Raw genomic sequence first — 15,447 nt, 5'->3', positions numbered from 1 at the left:
ATTCGCTACCCGATCTACTGGAGAAGCTGACCCATGCCCTGGACCCGCGACGACATGGCCGCCCGCGCCGCCCGCGAGCTGCGCGACGGTTATTATGTCAACCTGGGGATCGGCATCCCGACCCTGGTGGCGAACCACATCCCGGCGGGCATGCAGGTGACCCTGCAGAGCGAGAACGGCATGCTCGGGATCGGGCCGTTTCCATACGACGACGAGGTCGACCCCGATCTCATCAATGCGGGCAAGCAGACCATCAGCGAGCTGCCGCACAGCGCTTATTTCGATAGCGCGGCAAGCTTTGCGATGATCCGCGGGGGTCACATCGACCTCACTGTGCTCGGCGCGATGGAGGTCAGCGAGAACGGCGACATCGCCAACTGGATGATCCCGGGCAAGATGATCAAGGGCATGGGCGGCGCGATGGACCTCGTCGCAGGGGTGAAGAAGATCATCGTGGTGATGGAGCACACCGCCAAGGACGGCAGCCCCAAGTTCATCCCCGAATGCACCCTGCCGCTCACCGGCAAGAACGTGATCGACATGGTGATCACCGATCTGTGCGTGCTCCAGCGGCCCGATCACGACAGTCCGTTCCGGCTGATCGAGACATCTCCGGGGGTGACCGCGGACGAGATCGCGGCCAAGACTACCGCGCATTACGTGGCCTGATCGGATGGGTGGTTACACCCTGATCACCGCCAACCGGAACTATTCGAGCTGGTCGCTGCGCCCCTGGGTGCTAATGAAGGCGCTCGGCATCGCCTTCGACGACCGGATCGAGCCGTTCACCAGGTCGACGAACTACGAACAATTTCGCGCCTTCTCCCCCACTGGGCAGGTTCCGGTTCTGATTCACGATGAGCGCACGGTCTGGGATTCGCTCGGCATCACGCTCTATCTTGCCGATCGGCACGACGGTGTCTGGCCGACTGGCGATGCCGCGCGTGCATTCGCGCAATCGGCAGTGACGGAGATGCACGGCGGGTTTTCCGCCCTGCGTAACGATTGCACGATGAACGTCGGCGTCCGGGTCGAGCCGCATCCACACAGCCACGCGCTGGAGCGCGACGTCGCCCGCGTCCGCGAACTATTCGAGACGGCGCTCGATCGCTTCGGCGGCCCATGGCTTGGCGGCGAGCCGTTCACGGCGCTCGATGCGTTCTACGCTCCCGTTGCCTTCCGTGTGAGAACCTATGGACTCGACGTTGGTTCGGGACAGGCGTGGGTCGAACGCGTAATCGCCCATCCCGCGATGCAGGAGTGGGAAGCCGCGGCCCTTGCGGAAAGCTGGCGCGAGGCGGGTCACGAGGAAGAGCTTGCCCGCGCAGGGAGAATCGTCGCAGACTACCGCGCCTGAGAGGTGCCGTAGATGAATAACGCCGTTTGCCGGATGACCGGCTGCGAATTTCCCCTGTTCGCCTTCAGCCACTGCCGCGACGTGGTTGCCGCAGTGAGCAAGGCGGGCGGGTTCGGCGTGCTCGGGGCCACCCGGTTTTCGCCCGATCAGCTCGAAGAGGAACTCGCTTGGATCGACGAGCACGTCGGCGGGGCGCCCTACGGCGTCGACGTGATCGTGCCCGAGACGATCGACCCGCGCGTCGCCGGGTTGTCCGACAATGCCACGCGGGCCGCCGCCATCGATCCGAAGTATGCTGACTTCGCAGCCGACGTGCTGTCGCGCTATGGCATCGACGCGCCGCGCGAAGTGACGCCATTGCGCGAGCGGATGGGAATCACGCCGGAGAACGGGCTCGCGCTGATGGAGGTGGCCTTCCGCCATCCGATCCGCCTTATCGCGAACGCACTCGGCATCGCGCCCGCCTCGATGATTGCGGAAGGCAAGAAGCGCGGCGTACCGGTGGCGGCGCTGGTCGGCGCCAAGGAGCACGCGCTCCGCCAGGCCGAGGCCGGGGTCGACATCATCGTCGCGCAAGGGGGCGAGGCCGGCGGGCATTGCGGCGAGGTCTCGACGCTGGTCCTCATCCCCGAAGTGGTCCGCGCGCTCGACCGCGCCGGTTACGACACGCCCGTGCTCGCGGCCGGCGGCATCATGACCGGCGGGCAGATGGCAGCCATGATGGCCGCCGGCGCGCAGGGCGCCTGGACCGGCAGCGTCTGGCTGGCGACTCCGGAGAGCGAGACCAGCGAGACCTTTCGCGAAAAGATGGTCTCGGCGCGGAGCCGCGACACCGTCCGCTCGAAGAGCCGCACGGGCAAGCCGGCGAGGCAGCTGAAGACTGCGTGGCATGAGGCGTGGGATGCGCCCGACGGCCCCGGCACCCTGCCGATGCCGCTGATGGGCATGATCTCCGAACCGGCGTTCCACCGGATCGAGCGCGCGGCCGAGGCGGGGCGGCCGGAGGCAAAGGACCTCGTCAGCTATTTCGTCGGGCAAGGCGTCGGACTGGTCGAGGAAGTTCGCCCCGCCCGCGCCGTGGTGCAGTCTTTCCGGGAGGAGTTCGTGGAAGCTGTCGAGCGGCTCTCCGGTTCGCTCGGCTGATTGCATGAGCCGCCTGCGCCGTCATTCGCCCGCCCTGGCGCTTGTCGTCCTGACGGCCATCGGCACGATCGGCTTCGTCGACCGCATCGTCATCAGCGCGCTGGTCGAGCCGCTGAAAGACGAGTTCGGTCTAAACGACGCGCAGATCGGCCTGCTCGGCTTCGCCTATTCCGCCCTCAACATCGTGCTAGGCGTCGCCATCGCCCGCCTCGCGGAGAGCAAGCGCCGACTGACCTTCACAGCGGTGGGCACCCTGCTTTGGTCAATTGCCGCGACCGCCAGCGGTTACGTCAACACCTGGTACCAGTTGCTTGCCGCGAGGGTGGCGGTCGGGATTGGTGAGGCGGTCGGCCTGCCCGCCAACCAGTCGGTCATCGCCGACTATTTCCCGCCCAGTCGCCGGGCGAGCGCGATGTCGATCCTCCTGCTGTCAGCGCCGCTCGGGGCGTTGATCGGCCTCGCCGGCGGTGGTTTCGTCGCCCAGCACTGGGGATGGCGCTGGGCGTTCATCGTCACCGGTCTCCCGGGTATACTGCTGGCGGCCGTCGTCTGGCTGTTCGTCGCCGAGCCGACGCGCGGGGCGCACGATACGGTCGACGACGACAGCGTGCCGCCGATGCGCGCCGTCGTTGCCCGGATGTTGCGCTTGAAGAGCATGCGCCACCTGATCATGGGCTGGGCGCTCGCCTCGATGGTGGGGTTCGGCCTGATCGCGTTCCTCTCTGCCCTGATGACCCGGCGCTTCGGATTGCCGGTGGGAGAGGCCGGCTTGATGACGGCGCTCGCCGCCAGCTTGCCCGCCGCGGTCTCGGTCGCTGCGGGGGGCGCCATCGCTGACCGCCTGTCGGCCCGCTGGCCCACGTCTTACGTGGTCTTCCCCGCACTGTGTCTGCTGCTGTCTGCCCCGCTTTTCGCCGTCGCCATGACGCGCGGCGAGTTCGGCACCTTCTTCGCGCTTAGCGCGCTGTCCACCTTGTTGCTGTTCACCTTCCTCGGGCCAACGGCCGGGACGATCCAGAACCTGCTCGACCCCCGGATGCGGGCCACGGGCCACGCGCTGGCGAACATCTTCACCGGAATGGTCGGGGGCCTCGGCCCTGTAGTCGTCGGATGGCTGAGCGATACGTTGCTGGCGCAAGGGCTGCCCGCCGACAGGGCGCTCGGTTACGCGATGGCGGCGACCGCACTGATGTCTTGGTGGGCGGCGGCGCACTACCTGCGCGCTGCCCGCACCCTCACCGACGACCTTGCGGCGGTTCGCGAACGCCGCGCCTAGGCGGCAGCGCTCTTCAGGGCATCGACGAGGTCGGTCTTCTCCCACGGGAAGTCGTCGCCCGACGCCTTTCGGCCGAAGTGGCCGTAGGCGGCGGTCTTGCGGTAGATCGGCTTGTTGAGGCCGAGGCCCTCGCGGATCCCGCGCGGGGTCAACCCGCCGAGCTTGTCGGCCGCCACCTGGGTGATCGCCGCCTCGAGCCGCTCGTCGGCCACCGTTCCGGTGCCGTGGGTGTCGACGTAGAGCGACAGCGGCTGCGACACGCCGATGGCGTAGGCAACCTGGATCGTGCAGCGCTTGGCGAGCCCGGCGGCAACTACGTTCTTAGCGAGATAGCGCGTGACGTAGGCGCCCGAGCGGTCGACCTTGGTCGGGTCCTTGCCGCTGAACGCGCCTCCGCCGTGCGGGGCCGCCCCGCCGTAGGTATCGACGATGATCTTGCGGCCGGTAAGGCCGGCGTCGCCGTCGGGCCCGCCGATCTCGAAGCTGCCCGTGGGGTTTATGTGATAGACGGTCTCGTTGGTCAGCAGCTCGCGCGGCATCACGTCGGCCACTACGCCGCGCACGTAATTGTGCAGTTCGACCTCGTTCGCACCCTCGTCGTAACCCTTGGCGTGCTGGGTCGAGACGACGATCGCGGTCGCCGCCGCCGGCTTGCCATTCGCGAAGCGAAGGGTGACCTGGCTCTTGGCGTCGGGCTCGAGGAACGGCGCCGCGCCGCTCTTGCGGTCGGCGGCCATGCGCTCGAGGATCTTGTGGCTATAGTCGAGAGTGGCCGGCATCAGGTCGGGCGTCTCGTCGCACGCGAAGCCGAACATGATGCCCTGGTCGCCGGCGCCCTCGTCCTTGCTCTCGCCGGCATCGACGCCTTGCGCGATGTGCGCCGACTGGCCGTGGAGGTTGTTCTCGAAGCGGAGGGTTTGCCAGTGGAAGCCAGTCTGCTCGTAGCCGATCTCGCGCACCGTATGGCGTACGGTGTGCTCGATCTCTTCCTTCGCGCCTGGGGCCCAGAAGCCGTTCTCGGCCCACTCGTCCCGGTCCTCGTCGTACATCGGCTTGCAGCGGATTTCGCCGGCCAGCACGACCAATTGGGTGGTCGTCAGCGTCTCGCAGGCGATGCGCGATTCGGGATCCTTTGACAGGAACAGGTCCACGATGGCGTCGGAGATCTGGTCGGACACTTTGTCGGGGTGGCCTTCGGAAACCGATTCGGACGTGAACAGGAAGTCGGAACGCATTGAGTTGAGACCCCGATATAAGGAAAGCTTTATGTCTGGATGCGGGGCGAACTAGCGGCCCCGCCGACGCCTGACAAGCAGCGATAGGCCAACAAGTAGCATGGCCCAGCCAAGCGACAGCGGGTTGCCGAGGCGGGCGAACCAGGTCGGAGCCAGCGCTGGCGGAACGACGTCGTCGATCCGCCCCGCTGGGCCGGTGCCGATATGCTGCCGCACGATGCCGTGCGCGTCGATCACGGCGCTGATGCCGCTGACCGTCGAACGCAGCACCGGCAGCCCTTCCTCGAGTGCCCGCATCCGCGCCTGCGCCAGGTGCTGCGGCGGCCCGAACTTGCCGAACCATCCATCGTTCGAGGGATTGAAGATATAGTCCGGGCGGTTCGCCCGATCGACGACCTGGCCGGCGAACACGATCTCGTAGCAAATCTGCACCCCGGCGCGCCCGAAACGCCCAAGATCGAGCGTCTGCGGACCCGTCCCCGGGATGAAATCTATCGTACCCGCCACCAAGCGTGTCGCGCCGAGAGGTTCGAGAAGCCAGCGCAAGGCGAGGTACTCGCCGTAGGGCACGAGATGCGCCTTGCGGTAGGTCCCGACGAAGCCGCCGCGGTCGTCGAGAGCGGTGACCGCGTTGTAGGCGCCGATCGCCTTGCCGTCCTTGATCTCCAGATCCACCGCCCCGGTCAGTAGGAGGCTGCCCCTGCCGATGGTGCGGGCGATCCTTTCGCGCGCGAAGTCCGGATCGGCCCCGGCTGTCGTCGCCATGTAGTATCGCTTGGGATAACCGGGCCGCAGATAGTCGGGCAGGCCCGACTCCGGCCACAGGACGAGCCGGGTTCCCACGTCGCGCCGGGATGCGGTCAGCCGTTCAAGTTGCAGGAACTGCTCCTCGTACTTGCGGGGATCGTCGATGTCTTCCTGTTTGAAGCCGGGCTGGATCAGGGTGAGGGCGAGGGTGCCCGGCCGCTGCGTCGGGCCGGGCAGATACATCGCGGTCGCCACCAGCGCGACCAGCGCGGCCACCCGCAACCATGCCGTCGCCCCCAGCAACAAAGCCAGACCTCCACCGATCAGCGCCGCGAGGCCCGACAGCGCATAAGTCCCGAGCCACGGAAGCAGCGCCGCGAGGCCCGGCCGGTCGAACGGGCCGAGGAACATGAGTCCGAGCGGATCCCACGCATATCCCGTGAAAACCCAGCTGCGCAGCCATTCGGCCACCGCCCAGCTTCCGCCGAAAGCAAAGGCGAGCGGCAAGGCGCGCGTGCCGCCGAGCGCGCGGGCGAGCCCGGCGGCCATCGCCGGATAGACCGCAAGATAAAGAGCAAGGACGGGGACCGCAAACCAGCCGAGAAATGCCGGCATCTCCGCCTGGTAGGTAAAGGCCGTTGCGATCCAGTTATTGGCGAACGTGAAATGGGCGACACCGAACAGCCAGCCTAGCCGTGCTGCATGGCCCCAGCCACGGCTGCGCGCGATCAGCCCGCACATGCCCGCCAGGCCGAGAAGGGCCAAAGGCCAGAGGTTGAGCGGCGGGAAGCCGGTCGCGGCGAGAAAGCCGCACAGCAGCGCCGTCAGTCGCGTATGCTCGGCAGCCCAGGCCCAGGCGCGGGAAACCGTCTCGTTCACCGCGCCGCCAATCCTTCAGGTCAGCCCACGGCCTTCAGCGTTTCGCCATCGTCGCCCGCCTCGTCGATCGGGGTGCGGCGCCGGCGCGGCGGCAGCTTGCGCTTGGGAGCCGCTTCCTCGCTGTCCGTTTCGGCGATGCTGGCCGAGAACGAAGGCGGCAGGGCCGCGGCATCGATCTCGCCCCCGTCGTCCACCGGGCTCGGCTCGGCATTCTCGCGACTGCCGCCCCGTTGGCCGCGGCCACGGCGGCTGGTGCCTTCGCGCGGCCGGTCGTTGTCCCGGGCTCGATCGCGCGGGGGGCGGACGAAGGGGTTTTCCGCGGGCGCGAAGTCCATCGCTTCCTCGCCCTCGTAACCTTGGTCGCCCTCGTCGCGCGGACGAGCCTCGTCCTCCCGGTCGCGATCGTCGCGGCGGGGGCGCTGACGCTGGCGGTCGTTCGAGCGGTCGCCCGACTGACGTTCGCCACCCTGGCGTTCACCACCCTGGCGCTCGTTCTGACGCTCGCTGTAGCGGCCCTGCGGCTGGCGCAGGATGTCGAAATCGTCGTCCTCGCCTTCTTCCTCGGCGTTGAAGTCGCGCTCGTCCCGCCGGGGGCCGCCGCGCTGCTCGTCCATGCGGGCCTTGTTGTCGGCGATGACGCGGAAATAGTGATCCGCGAACTGGAGGTAGTACTCCGCCTGCACCCGATCGCCGTTGTGTGCGGCGTCCTGGGCCAGCTTCTTGTACTTGTCGAACATCTGGGGCGCGTTGCCACGTGCCCGGCTGTCGATGCGATTCTGGTTGCCGCCGCCCTGCTGGCGGTTGCCGCGACCGCGACGACGATTTTGATTACGATTGTTATTCAAGGAAAAATACTTCCTTCTAAGTGGCCGCCCGACAGTCCCGATTCCGGGTTCGGCCCGCATGACCCCAGCGCCGCAGTCCCCTCCGGAGCGCGGTTCCCCATTTGCCTTGTCCAGAGGGCTTGGTGCCCGGACGGTTATGCAAATGTTGGAGCTAGACCCTTCCAGGAGGCTTCATGCCTTGAACCGGTGGGTCTGGCGCCAGAGGTAGCCATCGTGGCGGCGTTTGCCAACCCCTAAGTCAATCCCGGCGGAGGATAAGCGCGCGAGGCCTTCCGGCGAGATCGTGGCGCAGCTCGCTGGCGAACCCGGCGAAGGCGGCGATGCCGGCCACCGCCTCGGCCTGTCGGTAGCCGATCTCGACCACTGCCACGCCGCCGGGCACCAGCAGATGCGGCAATTGCGGGACCAGCGCCCGATAGTCCTCGAGGCCGTCGGTGCCCGCGAAAAGAGCCTTCGCGGGTTCGTGGCCGCGAACGTCCGGCGCCAGTTCGGCACCGACTTCGACGTACGGAGGATTGGCTATCACGAGGTCGAAGCGGCCGAGGCCGTGGCGCCATCCTTCCCGCGTCCAATCGGCCAGCCGCAGTTCCGCGCGCGGCGCCAGCTTCAACGCCTCGACGTTGGCCCGGGCGATCGCCAGCGCATCCGCCGAGCAATCGATGCCGATGCCGGCGGCGTCCGGCAACTCGGCGAGGAGCGTCGCCAGCAGCGCGCCCGAACCGGTCCCGCAGTCGAGCACCCGCCGCGCCGATGGCGCCGCCTCGAGCGCTGCCTGCACCGTCGTCTCGCTGTCGCCGCGCGGGATGAGCACCGCGGGCGAGACACGGAAGCTGCGGCCGTAGAATTCCTGCTCGCCCACGATGTAGGCTACCGGTTCGTGCGCGGCCCGCCGGTCGACGAACGTTCCGAACCCTGCTGGCACGTCGTCCCGCAACCGGTGGAGGAGCATGGCCGACCGCCCGGTGCCCAGCGCGTGCGCCATCAGCACCTCCGCGTCGAGGCGCGCGCTGTCGGAAGTCGCTGCGAGCCGCTCGGCCGCCGCGCGAATCGCTTCGGCGACGGCGGTCATTCCCCGAGCGCTGCGAGCCGCTTGGCTTCGTCCTCGTCCGTCAGCGCGCCAATCAGTTCGCCCAGCCCCGGCCCGGCGAGCACTTCGTCAAGCTTGTGCAGAGTGAGGCCGATCCGGTGATCGGTCACCCGCCCTTGCGGAAAGTTGTAGGTGCGGATGCGCTCGGAACGGTCGCCGCTGCCGACCATCGCCTTGCGCGCCTCGGCCTCGGCGCCCTGAGTCGCTTCGCGCTGGGCCTCGAACAGGCGGGCACGCAGGACCTGCATCGCCTTGTCCTTGTTCTTGTGCTGGCTGCGGGCGTCCTGGCAGGTGACGACGGTGCCGGTGGGCAGGTGGGTGATGCGTACCGCGCTGTCGGTGGTGTTGACGTGCTGGCCGCCCGCGCCGCTGGCGCGATAGACGTCGATCTTGAGGTCCTTGTCCTCGATCTGTACGTCGACCTCGTCGGGCTCCGGCAGCACGGCGACGGTCGCCGCGCTTGTGTGGATGCGCCCGCCGCTCTCGGTGACCGGCACGCGCTGGACGCGGTGGACGCCGCTTTCGAACTTCAGCTTGGCGAATACGCCGCTTCCGGCGATGTTGGCGACGATTTCCTTAAAGCCGCCGACGTCGGTCGCGCTCATGCTCACCGGCTCGACCCGCCAGCCCTGCTCCGCGGCGTAGCGTTCGTACATCCGGTAGAGATCGCCGGCGAACAGCGCCGCCTCGTCGCCCCCGGTGCCGGCGCGGATTTCGAGCATCGCTGGCTTGGCGTCGGCGGAATCACGCGGGAGCAGCGCCAGCGACAGCGCGCGCTCGGCCTCGGGCAGCGCGTTGCGCAGCCGCATGATCTCTTCCTCGGCGAGCGCTCGCATGTCGGGATCGGCGTCGTCGAGGCGCTCAAGCTCGGCGAGTTCGGCGCGCATGGTGCCCACTTGCTCGGCCACCCGCACGATCGGCTCGAGCTCGGCATAGTCGCGGCTCGCGCCTACGAATTCAGCGCCTTCGAGCGTACCCGACGCCAGCCGCGCCTCGAGCTCGGCAAAGCGATGCGCTATCTGATTAAGGCGTTCGGCGGGGATCGTCATTATTGTGGTTGCTTCGTCGCGACAGCCTCTTTGCCGGACATCAAATCACGCCACGGCGTATCGACATAGTTGGAGGTGTCACGCCAGAAGCCCTCGGCCTTGTGGAAATTTACATTCTTCATTGGTCGCGCTCTGATGTTTGCCACCTGGAGCGCGTTAGTGGTGAGATTGTCGAAAACCAGAATGAGGGCGGGGTCCTCTTTCCGCGCTTTGTCGAAGCGCTTTCTAACAGCACCTGCAGTGATCGAGTCTGCGATCACGCCAGCTTGACGCATGCGAGTGGCAAAGACCCGAACGTATTCGTCGATTTCCTCGGCTTCACTTACGAGGACGATGAGAGGCTCGTACTCTCGGCTGGGTTCACCCACCAGCATTGCTAGCCGCTCGATTCCCGCAGCCCAGCCGACCGCCGGCGTTTGGCCGCCGCCCAGCGTTTCGATCAGCCCATCGTAGCGGCCGCCGCCGAGCACAGTGCCTTGTGCGCCCAGCCGGTCGGTGACGAATTCGAAGGCGGTGTGGCGGTAGTAGTCGAGGCCGCGGACCAGCGCCGCGTTGCGTTCGTAGGCGACGCCAGCGGCGTCCAGCCCTTGCATCACTCTGCCGAAAAAGTCCTGCGCCTCAGCCCCAAGGAAATCGTCGATCTTCGGCGCGTCGGCCACGAACGCCTTATCGCGCGGGTCCTTGCTGTCGAGGATGCGTAGCGGGTTCTTCTCGAGCCGCTCCTGCGAATCCTCGCTAAGCTGCCCGCGCACCGAAGCGAAGTGCTCCACCAGCGCCGCGCGCCAGGCTTCGCGGCTGTCGCCGTCGCCTAACGTATTGAGGTGCAGCGTCACCCCATCGGCAATGCCGAGCTCCTTCAGAAGCTGGTCGGCCATCGCCAGCAGCTCGACATCGGCCTGCGGCTCGGCAGCACCGATGATCTCGGCGTCGAGCTGGTGGAACTGGCGATAGCGGCCCTTTTGCGGGCGCTCGTAGCGAAACAAGGGACCGTGCGTGGCGACCTTCAAGGGCGCGTACTGCTGCCAGCCGTCGGTGAGGTAAGCGCGGGCGATCCCGGCGGTGAACTCCGGGCGCAGCGTCAGCGATTCCCCGCCGCGATCCTCGAACGAGTACATTTCCTTCGACACCACGTCGGTCGTCTCGCCGAGCGAGCGGCTGAATACCTCGGTCCGCTCGAACACCGGCATCTCGATCCGACGGAAGCGGTAGAGCTTGCGCACCCGCTCGAACGTCTCGACCACGAACACGAACGCCTCCGCCTCTGCGCCGAAGATGTCTTGCGTGCCGCGTATCGCCTGGGGGGTCTTCATGCCGCTGGCCCCTACGCGGAAAGGCGTTCGTCGAAAAGGCGCGTGGATTGTTTGCAACCCGCAAGGCGTTTCGCGCATTGCCCGATCATGCGAATTTCTCTCGTCGCCGCGCTGATGCTCGCGGCCGCCGCCCCCGTTTCGGCCCAGCAACTGTCTGCCCCCGAGGCGGTGGCGATCAGCCCGTCGCTTCCCTCTTCAGTCGATACGCCTTACCCCGGCGGCACGATGACGCTCAACATCGACGCGAGCGACACCCAACGAGGGGTCTATCGCGTGACCCAGACGGTCCCTGTCGCGCGGGGTGCCGAGCGGCTGACGCTGCTGTTCCCGCGCTGGTTGCCGGGCAACCACGGCCCGCGCGGGCCGCTCGCCGAGTTGGTCGACGTGCAATTCTTCTCAGGCGACAGGAAGCTCACCTGGCGGCGCGACCCGGTCGAGGTCAACGCATTCCATATCGAGCTGCCCGCCGGCACTCGCGCAGTGACGGCGAAGTACCTTCACACCTCGCCTCTCCAGACGAGCGAGGGGCGCATCACCATGACCCAGGAGATGCTCAACCTGCAGTGGGAGAAAATGAGCCTCTATCCCGCCGGTCACTACGTCCGCCAGATCCGGGTCAAGCCCACAGTGACCCTGCCGGCAGGCTGGACCGCGGCGACCGCGCTCGACGGTTTGAAGCGCACCGGGAACACCTGGAGCTGGGGCGAGACCAGCTATGAGGTTCTGGTCGATTCGCCGATTTTCGCCGGCGCATACTTCCGCAAGTTCGACATCACCAGCCCAGTCGCGCCGCAGAAGGTCACACTCAATGTCATCGCCGACAAGCCCGAGCTGCTCGCCGCGACGCCCGAGCAGATCGAGCTGCATCGCAACCTCGTCACGGAAGCGCGCCTGGCGTTCGGCGCCAATCACTTCGATCACTACGACTTCCTGCTCGCGCTGACCGACCGAATGGGCGGCATCGGGCTCGAGCATCACCGTTCCAGCGAGAACCAGCTCGAGCCGGGCGCCTTCACCAAGTGGAACGACTACGAGTGGGACCGCAACCTGCTTCCCCACGAATACGCGCACTCCTGGATCGGCAAGTTCCGCCGCCCCGCGCGGCTATGGGCGCCCGACTACCAGACGCCGACGCAAGGCGACTTGCTGTGGACATACGAAGGGCAGGACCAGTTCTGGGGCGCCGTGCTCGCCGTACGATCCGGCTTGCAGGGCAAGGATACCGTTCTCGGCATGCTCGCGGCGTGGGCGGGCAACTTCGCCACCCAGCCGGGGCGGGAGTGGCGCTCGGTCGAGGACACTGGCAGCGACCCCATCTTCGCCGCGCGCAAGGCCAAGCCCTACGCCTCACTGTCGCGCAGCGAGGATTACTACACCGAAGGCGCGCTGGTCTGGCTCGAAGTTGACCAGATCATCCGCGAGCAGTCGGGCGGTGCGAAGAGCATCGACGATTTCGCCAAGGCCTTCCTCGGCATGCGGGACGGCGACTGGGGCCAGCTGACTTTCGAGTTCGAGGATGTGATCGCTACCCTCAATTCGGTGCAGCCCTACGCGTGGGAGCCGTTTCTGCGCAGTAAGCTGATGACCCCCGGTCAGCCCGCACCGCTGGGCGGGATCGAGAAGGGCGGCTACCGCCTCGTCTGGCGTGAGGAGCCCAACCCGTACGACAAGGCGCGCTATGCCGACGCCAAGGGCCTGTCGCTGACTTACTCGCTGGGGCTCAGCATCGACAAGGACGCGAAGGTCACCGCGACGCAGTGGGACAGCCCGGCGTTCAACGCGGGCATCGTGACCGGCGCGAAGATCGTCGCGGTGAACGGGATCGCCTACGACGCCGATGCACTCAAGAGCGCGGTCACCGCGGCGAAGGGCGGCAAGCCGATCGAGCTGCTGGTCCAGCGCGGCGAGCGATTCGAGACGGTGCCGATCACCTATCGCGGCGGGCTGCGCTACCCGTGGCTCGAGCGCACCGTCCCCGGCACCGCGCCAACGGGACTTGACCTGTTGCTGCAGCCCAAGCGCGCCACGCCCTAACCATTGTTGGCCTCATTCGTGTTGCGGCGCAGCAGGTGCGCCGCTAGGGGCGCGCGCCATGCAGATCGACAAGATTCCCGTGGGCGATAACCCGCCCGAGAGCCTTAACGTCATCATCGAGGTGCCGACGGGCGGCGAACCCGTGAAGTACGAATTCGACAAGGCGAGCGGCGCGTTGTTCGTCGACCGCATCCTGCACACGCCGATGCGCTATCCGGCCAACTACGGCTTCATTCCACACACGCTGTCGGACGACGGCGACCCCCTCGATGCGCTGGTCATCTCGCGGTCTCCCTTCATCCCCGGCTGCGTGGTGCGCGCCCGCCCGATCGGCGTGCTCAACCTCGAGGACGAGCACGGCGGGGACGAGAAACTCATCTGCGTGCCGGTCGACACCACCTTCCCGTATTACTCGGATGTCGGCGAGCGACAGGACCTGCCCTCGATCGTGCTCCAGCAGATCGAGCACTTCTTCACCCACTACAAGGATCTCGAGGCGGAAAAGTGGGTCCGAGTGGGCAAGTGGGGCGACGCTGCCGAAGCGCGCCGGATCGTGCTCGAATGCATCGAGCGGGCGAACGCCGCCAAGTAATCAGCCGCTCGCGACCGTCATGCCGACTACCCGCACGGTGGGCGCGTTGATCGAGCGCCAGTTCTCGAGGTCGTTCGCGGCGCGCATCGCGCCGAACATCGCGATGAGATTGCCGGCAATCGTGAAGCCCGCGACGGGCCCCTCGATCTTGCCCTTGACGATCCGGCGCCCCGCGGCTCCGCGACTGTAGTCCCCCGTGACGGGGTTGACCCCCTGCCCGATGAGGTAGTCGATCAGCACGCCATCTTTGATGTCGGCGATCAACTCGTCGACCGACACGTCGCCTGCGAGCAAGTCGACATTGCTCGCCCCCACTCCAGGGGCGCCGCTGCCGCTGCGTGCAGCATGACCGGTGAGCAGCAGGCCCAGCTGGGCGGCTGACGCGACGTTGGTCAGCCATCCGGTGATCCGGCCCTCGTCAACCAGGGCACGCGGTCGGCAAGCTACCCCCTCGCCATCGAATGGCCGTGAGTGCAGGCCGCGGGGCTTGAGCGGATCCTCGATCACGCGGATGCCGGGTGCGAATGGGGCGTCCTGCTCTCGCCCCGCGAGAAAGCTCGCCTTGCGCGCTATCGACGGCGCGCTCATCGCGCTGAGGAGATGGCCGATCAGGGAGCTGGCCACCCGGTGATCGAATACAACCGGCATCGGTCCGCTGGGGACCGTGGCGGGCAAGAGCCGCGCCACAGCGCGCTCGCCGGCCAAGCGGCCGACTTCCTCCGCGCTCGGCAAATCCGCGAGATGGCGCGCGCTGCGGGACGCGTAGTCGCGCTGCATATTCTCGCCCTCGCCTGCGATGACGCTGGCGGCGAGCGCATGCGCCGTGCCACGGTAAACGGCGGAGAATCCGTTGCTCGTGACCAGCGCGGAAGCGGCGCGGCTTATCGTCGCGGAGCCGCCGTCGCTATTGGCCACGCCCGAAACCGCGCGTGCGGCGTCCTCGACCGCCAGCGCGCGTTCGCGCAACGCTTCGGGGCTCGGCTCGGCATCGTCGGCGATCGCGAGGTCGGGGAAGGGGTCGCGCGCAAGAGCCTCGGCAGGCGCCAGCCCAGCATAGGGGTCTTCCGGCGCGAGCCGCGCCATCGCTACCGCCCGCTCGGCAAGCTCAGCGATCCCTGCCGGCGACAGGTCCGCGCTCGATACGCTCGCCGAGCGCTGGCCGACGAACGCGCGCAGGCCGATCTCGACATTCTCCGAGCTGTCGAGCTCTTCGAGCAGGCCGAGCCTTACGCCGACGCCCTGCGAAGAACTGGCCCGGCCGACAGCGTCCGCGGCGTCGGCGCCGAGGCGGCGCGCGGCGGAAACGAGCGCTTCGGCAGCGTGGAGAAGGTTCTGGGGATCCATCCCGCGCAGCTAAGGCGCGGTGCGTCGCGCGGCAAGCGCAGCGCTCAGAAAGCCGCGGCGAGGAGCTTGAAAATGCCCGTCAGCGCGAACGGCAGGCCGATAGCCAGGGCCCAGAGCAGCATCTGGTCGCGGCGGTAGGCGGGCTTGTACCCGGGATCCGCGGCCGCCTCGTCGGAGATGTTCATCCAACGCCCTTCGAAGGCGCGGCAGGCGGGAATGATGGCGGCTACGAGAACGATGAGCGCGAGGTAGGGAAGGAGCGACGGGGAACCCGATTTGAGGGCGTGGACGGTGACCCAGATTTGCAGGCCCGTATAGACCAGGAGCGCGTAGGCGATGTTGTCGCTCATGCGCTTGCGCCAGTCGAGCTTGCGCGCAGGGGACGCGGTGCGATCGATCGCCTTGGCCATCGGCCTTATTCTCCCAGGTAACTCTCTCCGAGCGGGACTATCTCAAATTGTGCGCTGCGGAGCAAGAGCCGGCAACCTTGTTGCGCAAAGCGGCCCGTCTCAGGACATGCACGAAACCTGCCAATTGCCATCGCCGGGG

The 15,447-nt window shown here is 67.3% G+C and carries 14 protein-coding genes; 6 read left to right on the top strand and 8 right to left on the bottom strand.

Annotated elements, in window-relative coordinates:
* Positions 1 to 33 precede the first annotated feature (33 nt).
* Genes ACWPM1_RS02845 through ACWPM1_RS02830 form a run of 4 tightly spaced genes read left to right on the top strand, consistent with a single transcriptional unit; the run spans position 34 to position 3,776 of the window.
* Entirely contained in the window at positions 34 to 669 is a 636-nt protein-coding gene (locus ACWPM1_RS02845) for a CoA transferase subunit B (RefSeq protein ID WP_455693328.1), read from the top strand.
* Positions 670 to 673: 4 nt separating this feature from the next.
* Positions 674 to 1,357 (top strand): glutathione S-transferase family protein, encoded by a 684-nt coding sequence (locus tag ACWPM1_RS02840; RefSeq protein ID WP_455693327.1) that lies wholly within the window; start codon positions 674 to 676, stop codon positions 1,355 to 1,357.
* A 12-nt stretch (positions 1,358 to 1,369) separates the two neighbouring features.
* Positions 1,370 to 2,500, top strand: coding sequence for an NAD(P)H-dependent flavin oxidoreductase (locus ACWPM1_RS02835; protein ID WP_455693326.1), 1,131 nt, complete (start codon positions 1,370 to 1,372; stop codon positions 2,498 to 2,500).
* A 4-nt stretch (positions 2,501 to 2,504) separates the two neighbouring features.
* On the top strand, positions 2,505 to 3,776 hold the full coding sequence (locus ACWPM1_RS02830) for an MFS transporter (protein WP_455693325.1): 1,272 nt from the start codon (positions 2,505 to 2,507) through the stop codon (positions 3,774 to 3,776).
* Here ACWPM1_RS02830 and metK read toward each other — a convergent pair.
* The 6 genes from metK to hisS all read right to left on the bottom strand — a co-directional run bounded on the left by metK (position 3,773) and on the right by hisS (position 10,928).
* Positions 3,773 to 5,011, bottom strand: coding sequence for a methionine adenosyltransferase (gene metK / locus ACWPM1_RS02825; protein WP_455693324.1), 1,239 nt, complete (start codon positions 5,009 to 5,011; stop codon positions 3,773 to 3,775). The two genes, ACWPM1_RS02830 and metK, sit on opposite strands and share 4 nt — an antisense overlap.
* A 51-nt stretch (positions 5,012 to 5,062) precedes the next feature.
* Positions 5,063 to 6,637 (bottom strand): apolipoprotein N-acyltransferase, encoded by a 1,575-nt coding sequence (gene lnt, locus ACWPM1_RS02820; RefSeq protein ID WP_455693323.1) that lies wholly within the window; start codon positions 6,635 to 6,637, stop codon positions 5,063 to 5,065.
* Between the two features lie 20 nt (positions 6,638 to 6,657).
* Positions 6,658 to 7,482 carry a DUF4167 domain-containing protein gene (locus ACWPM1_RS02815; protein ID WP_455693322.1) on the bottom strand — a complete coding sequence of 275 codons (825 nt, stop codon included), beginning with the start codon at positions 7,480 to 7,482 and terminating at the stop codon, positions 6,658 to 6,660.
* Positions 7,483 to 7,720: 238 nt separating this feature from the next.
* Positions 7,721 to 8,551, bottom strand: coding sequence for a peptide chain release factor N(5)-glutamine methyltransferase (prmC, locus tag ACWPM1_RS02810; protein ID WP_455693321.1), 831 nt, complete (start codon positions 8,549 to 8,551; stop codon positions 7,721 to 7,723).
* The gene (prfA, locus tag ACWPM1_RS02805) at positions 8,548 to 9,618 is read right to left on the bottom strand and encodes a peptide chain release factor 1 (RefSeq protein WP_455693320.1); all 1,071 of its coding nucleotides are present in this window, start codon (positions 9,616 to 9,618) and stop codon (positions 8,548 to 8,550) included. The genes prmC and prfA overlap by 4 nt, the downstream gene beginning before the upstream one ends.
* Positions 9,618 to 10,928 (bottom strand): histidine--tRNA ligase, encoded by a 1,311-nt coding sequence (gene hisS / locus ACWPM1_RS02800; protein WP_455693319.1) that lies wholly within the window; start codon positions 10,926 to 10,928, stop codon positions 9,618 to 9,620. Before hisS ends, prfA begins: the two co-directional genes overlap by 1 nt.
* Positions 10,929 to 11,015: 87 nt before the next feature.
* Between hisS and ACWPM1_RS02795 the strand changes: the two genes are divergently transcribed.
* Positions 11,016 to 12,962: a M61 family metallopeptidase gene (locus ACWPM1_RS02795; RefSeq protein ID WP_455693318.1), complete on the top strand. Its 1,947-nt coding sequence runs from the start codon at positions 11,016 to 11,018 to the stop codon at positions 12,960 to 12,962.
* 58 nt (positions 12,963 to 13,020) lie between these two features.
* The gene (ppa, locus tag ACWPM1_RS02790) at positions 13,021 to 13,554 is read left to right on the top strand and encodes an inorganic diphosphatase (RefSeq protein WP_455693317.1); all 534 of its coding nucleotides are present in this window, start codon (positions 13,021 to 13,023) and stop codon (positions 13,552 to 13,554) included.
* Here ppa and ACWPM1_RS02785 read toward each other — a convergent pair whose 3' ends face one another.
* Together ACWPM1_RS02785 and ACWPM1_RS02780 are read right to left on the bottom strand one after the other, a co-directional pair.
* Positions 13,555 to 14,898 (bottom strand): TldD/PmbA family protein, encoded by a 1,344-nt coding sequence (locus ACWPM1_RS02785; RefSeq protein WP_455693316.1) that lies wholly within the window; start codon positions 14,896 to 14,898, stop codon positions 13,555 to 13,557.
* Positions 14,899 to 14,942: 44 nt separating this feature from the next.
* Positions 14,943 to 15,308, bottom strand: coding sequence for a hypothetical protein (locus tag ACWPM1_RS02780; RefSeq protein ID WP_455693315.1), 366 nt, complete (start codon positions 15,306 to 15,308; stop codon positions 14,943 to 14,945).
* Between the last annotated feature and the right edge of the window lie 139 nt (positions 15,309 to 15,447).

The organism is Tsuneonella sp. HG249 (assembly GCF_053819205.1).
The sequence above is the reverse complement of the archived record's forward strand: the minus strand, read 5'-3'. Positions and strand labels throughout refer to the sequence as shown.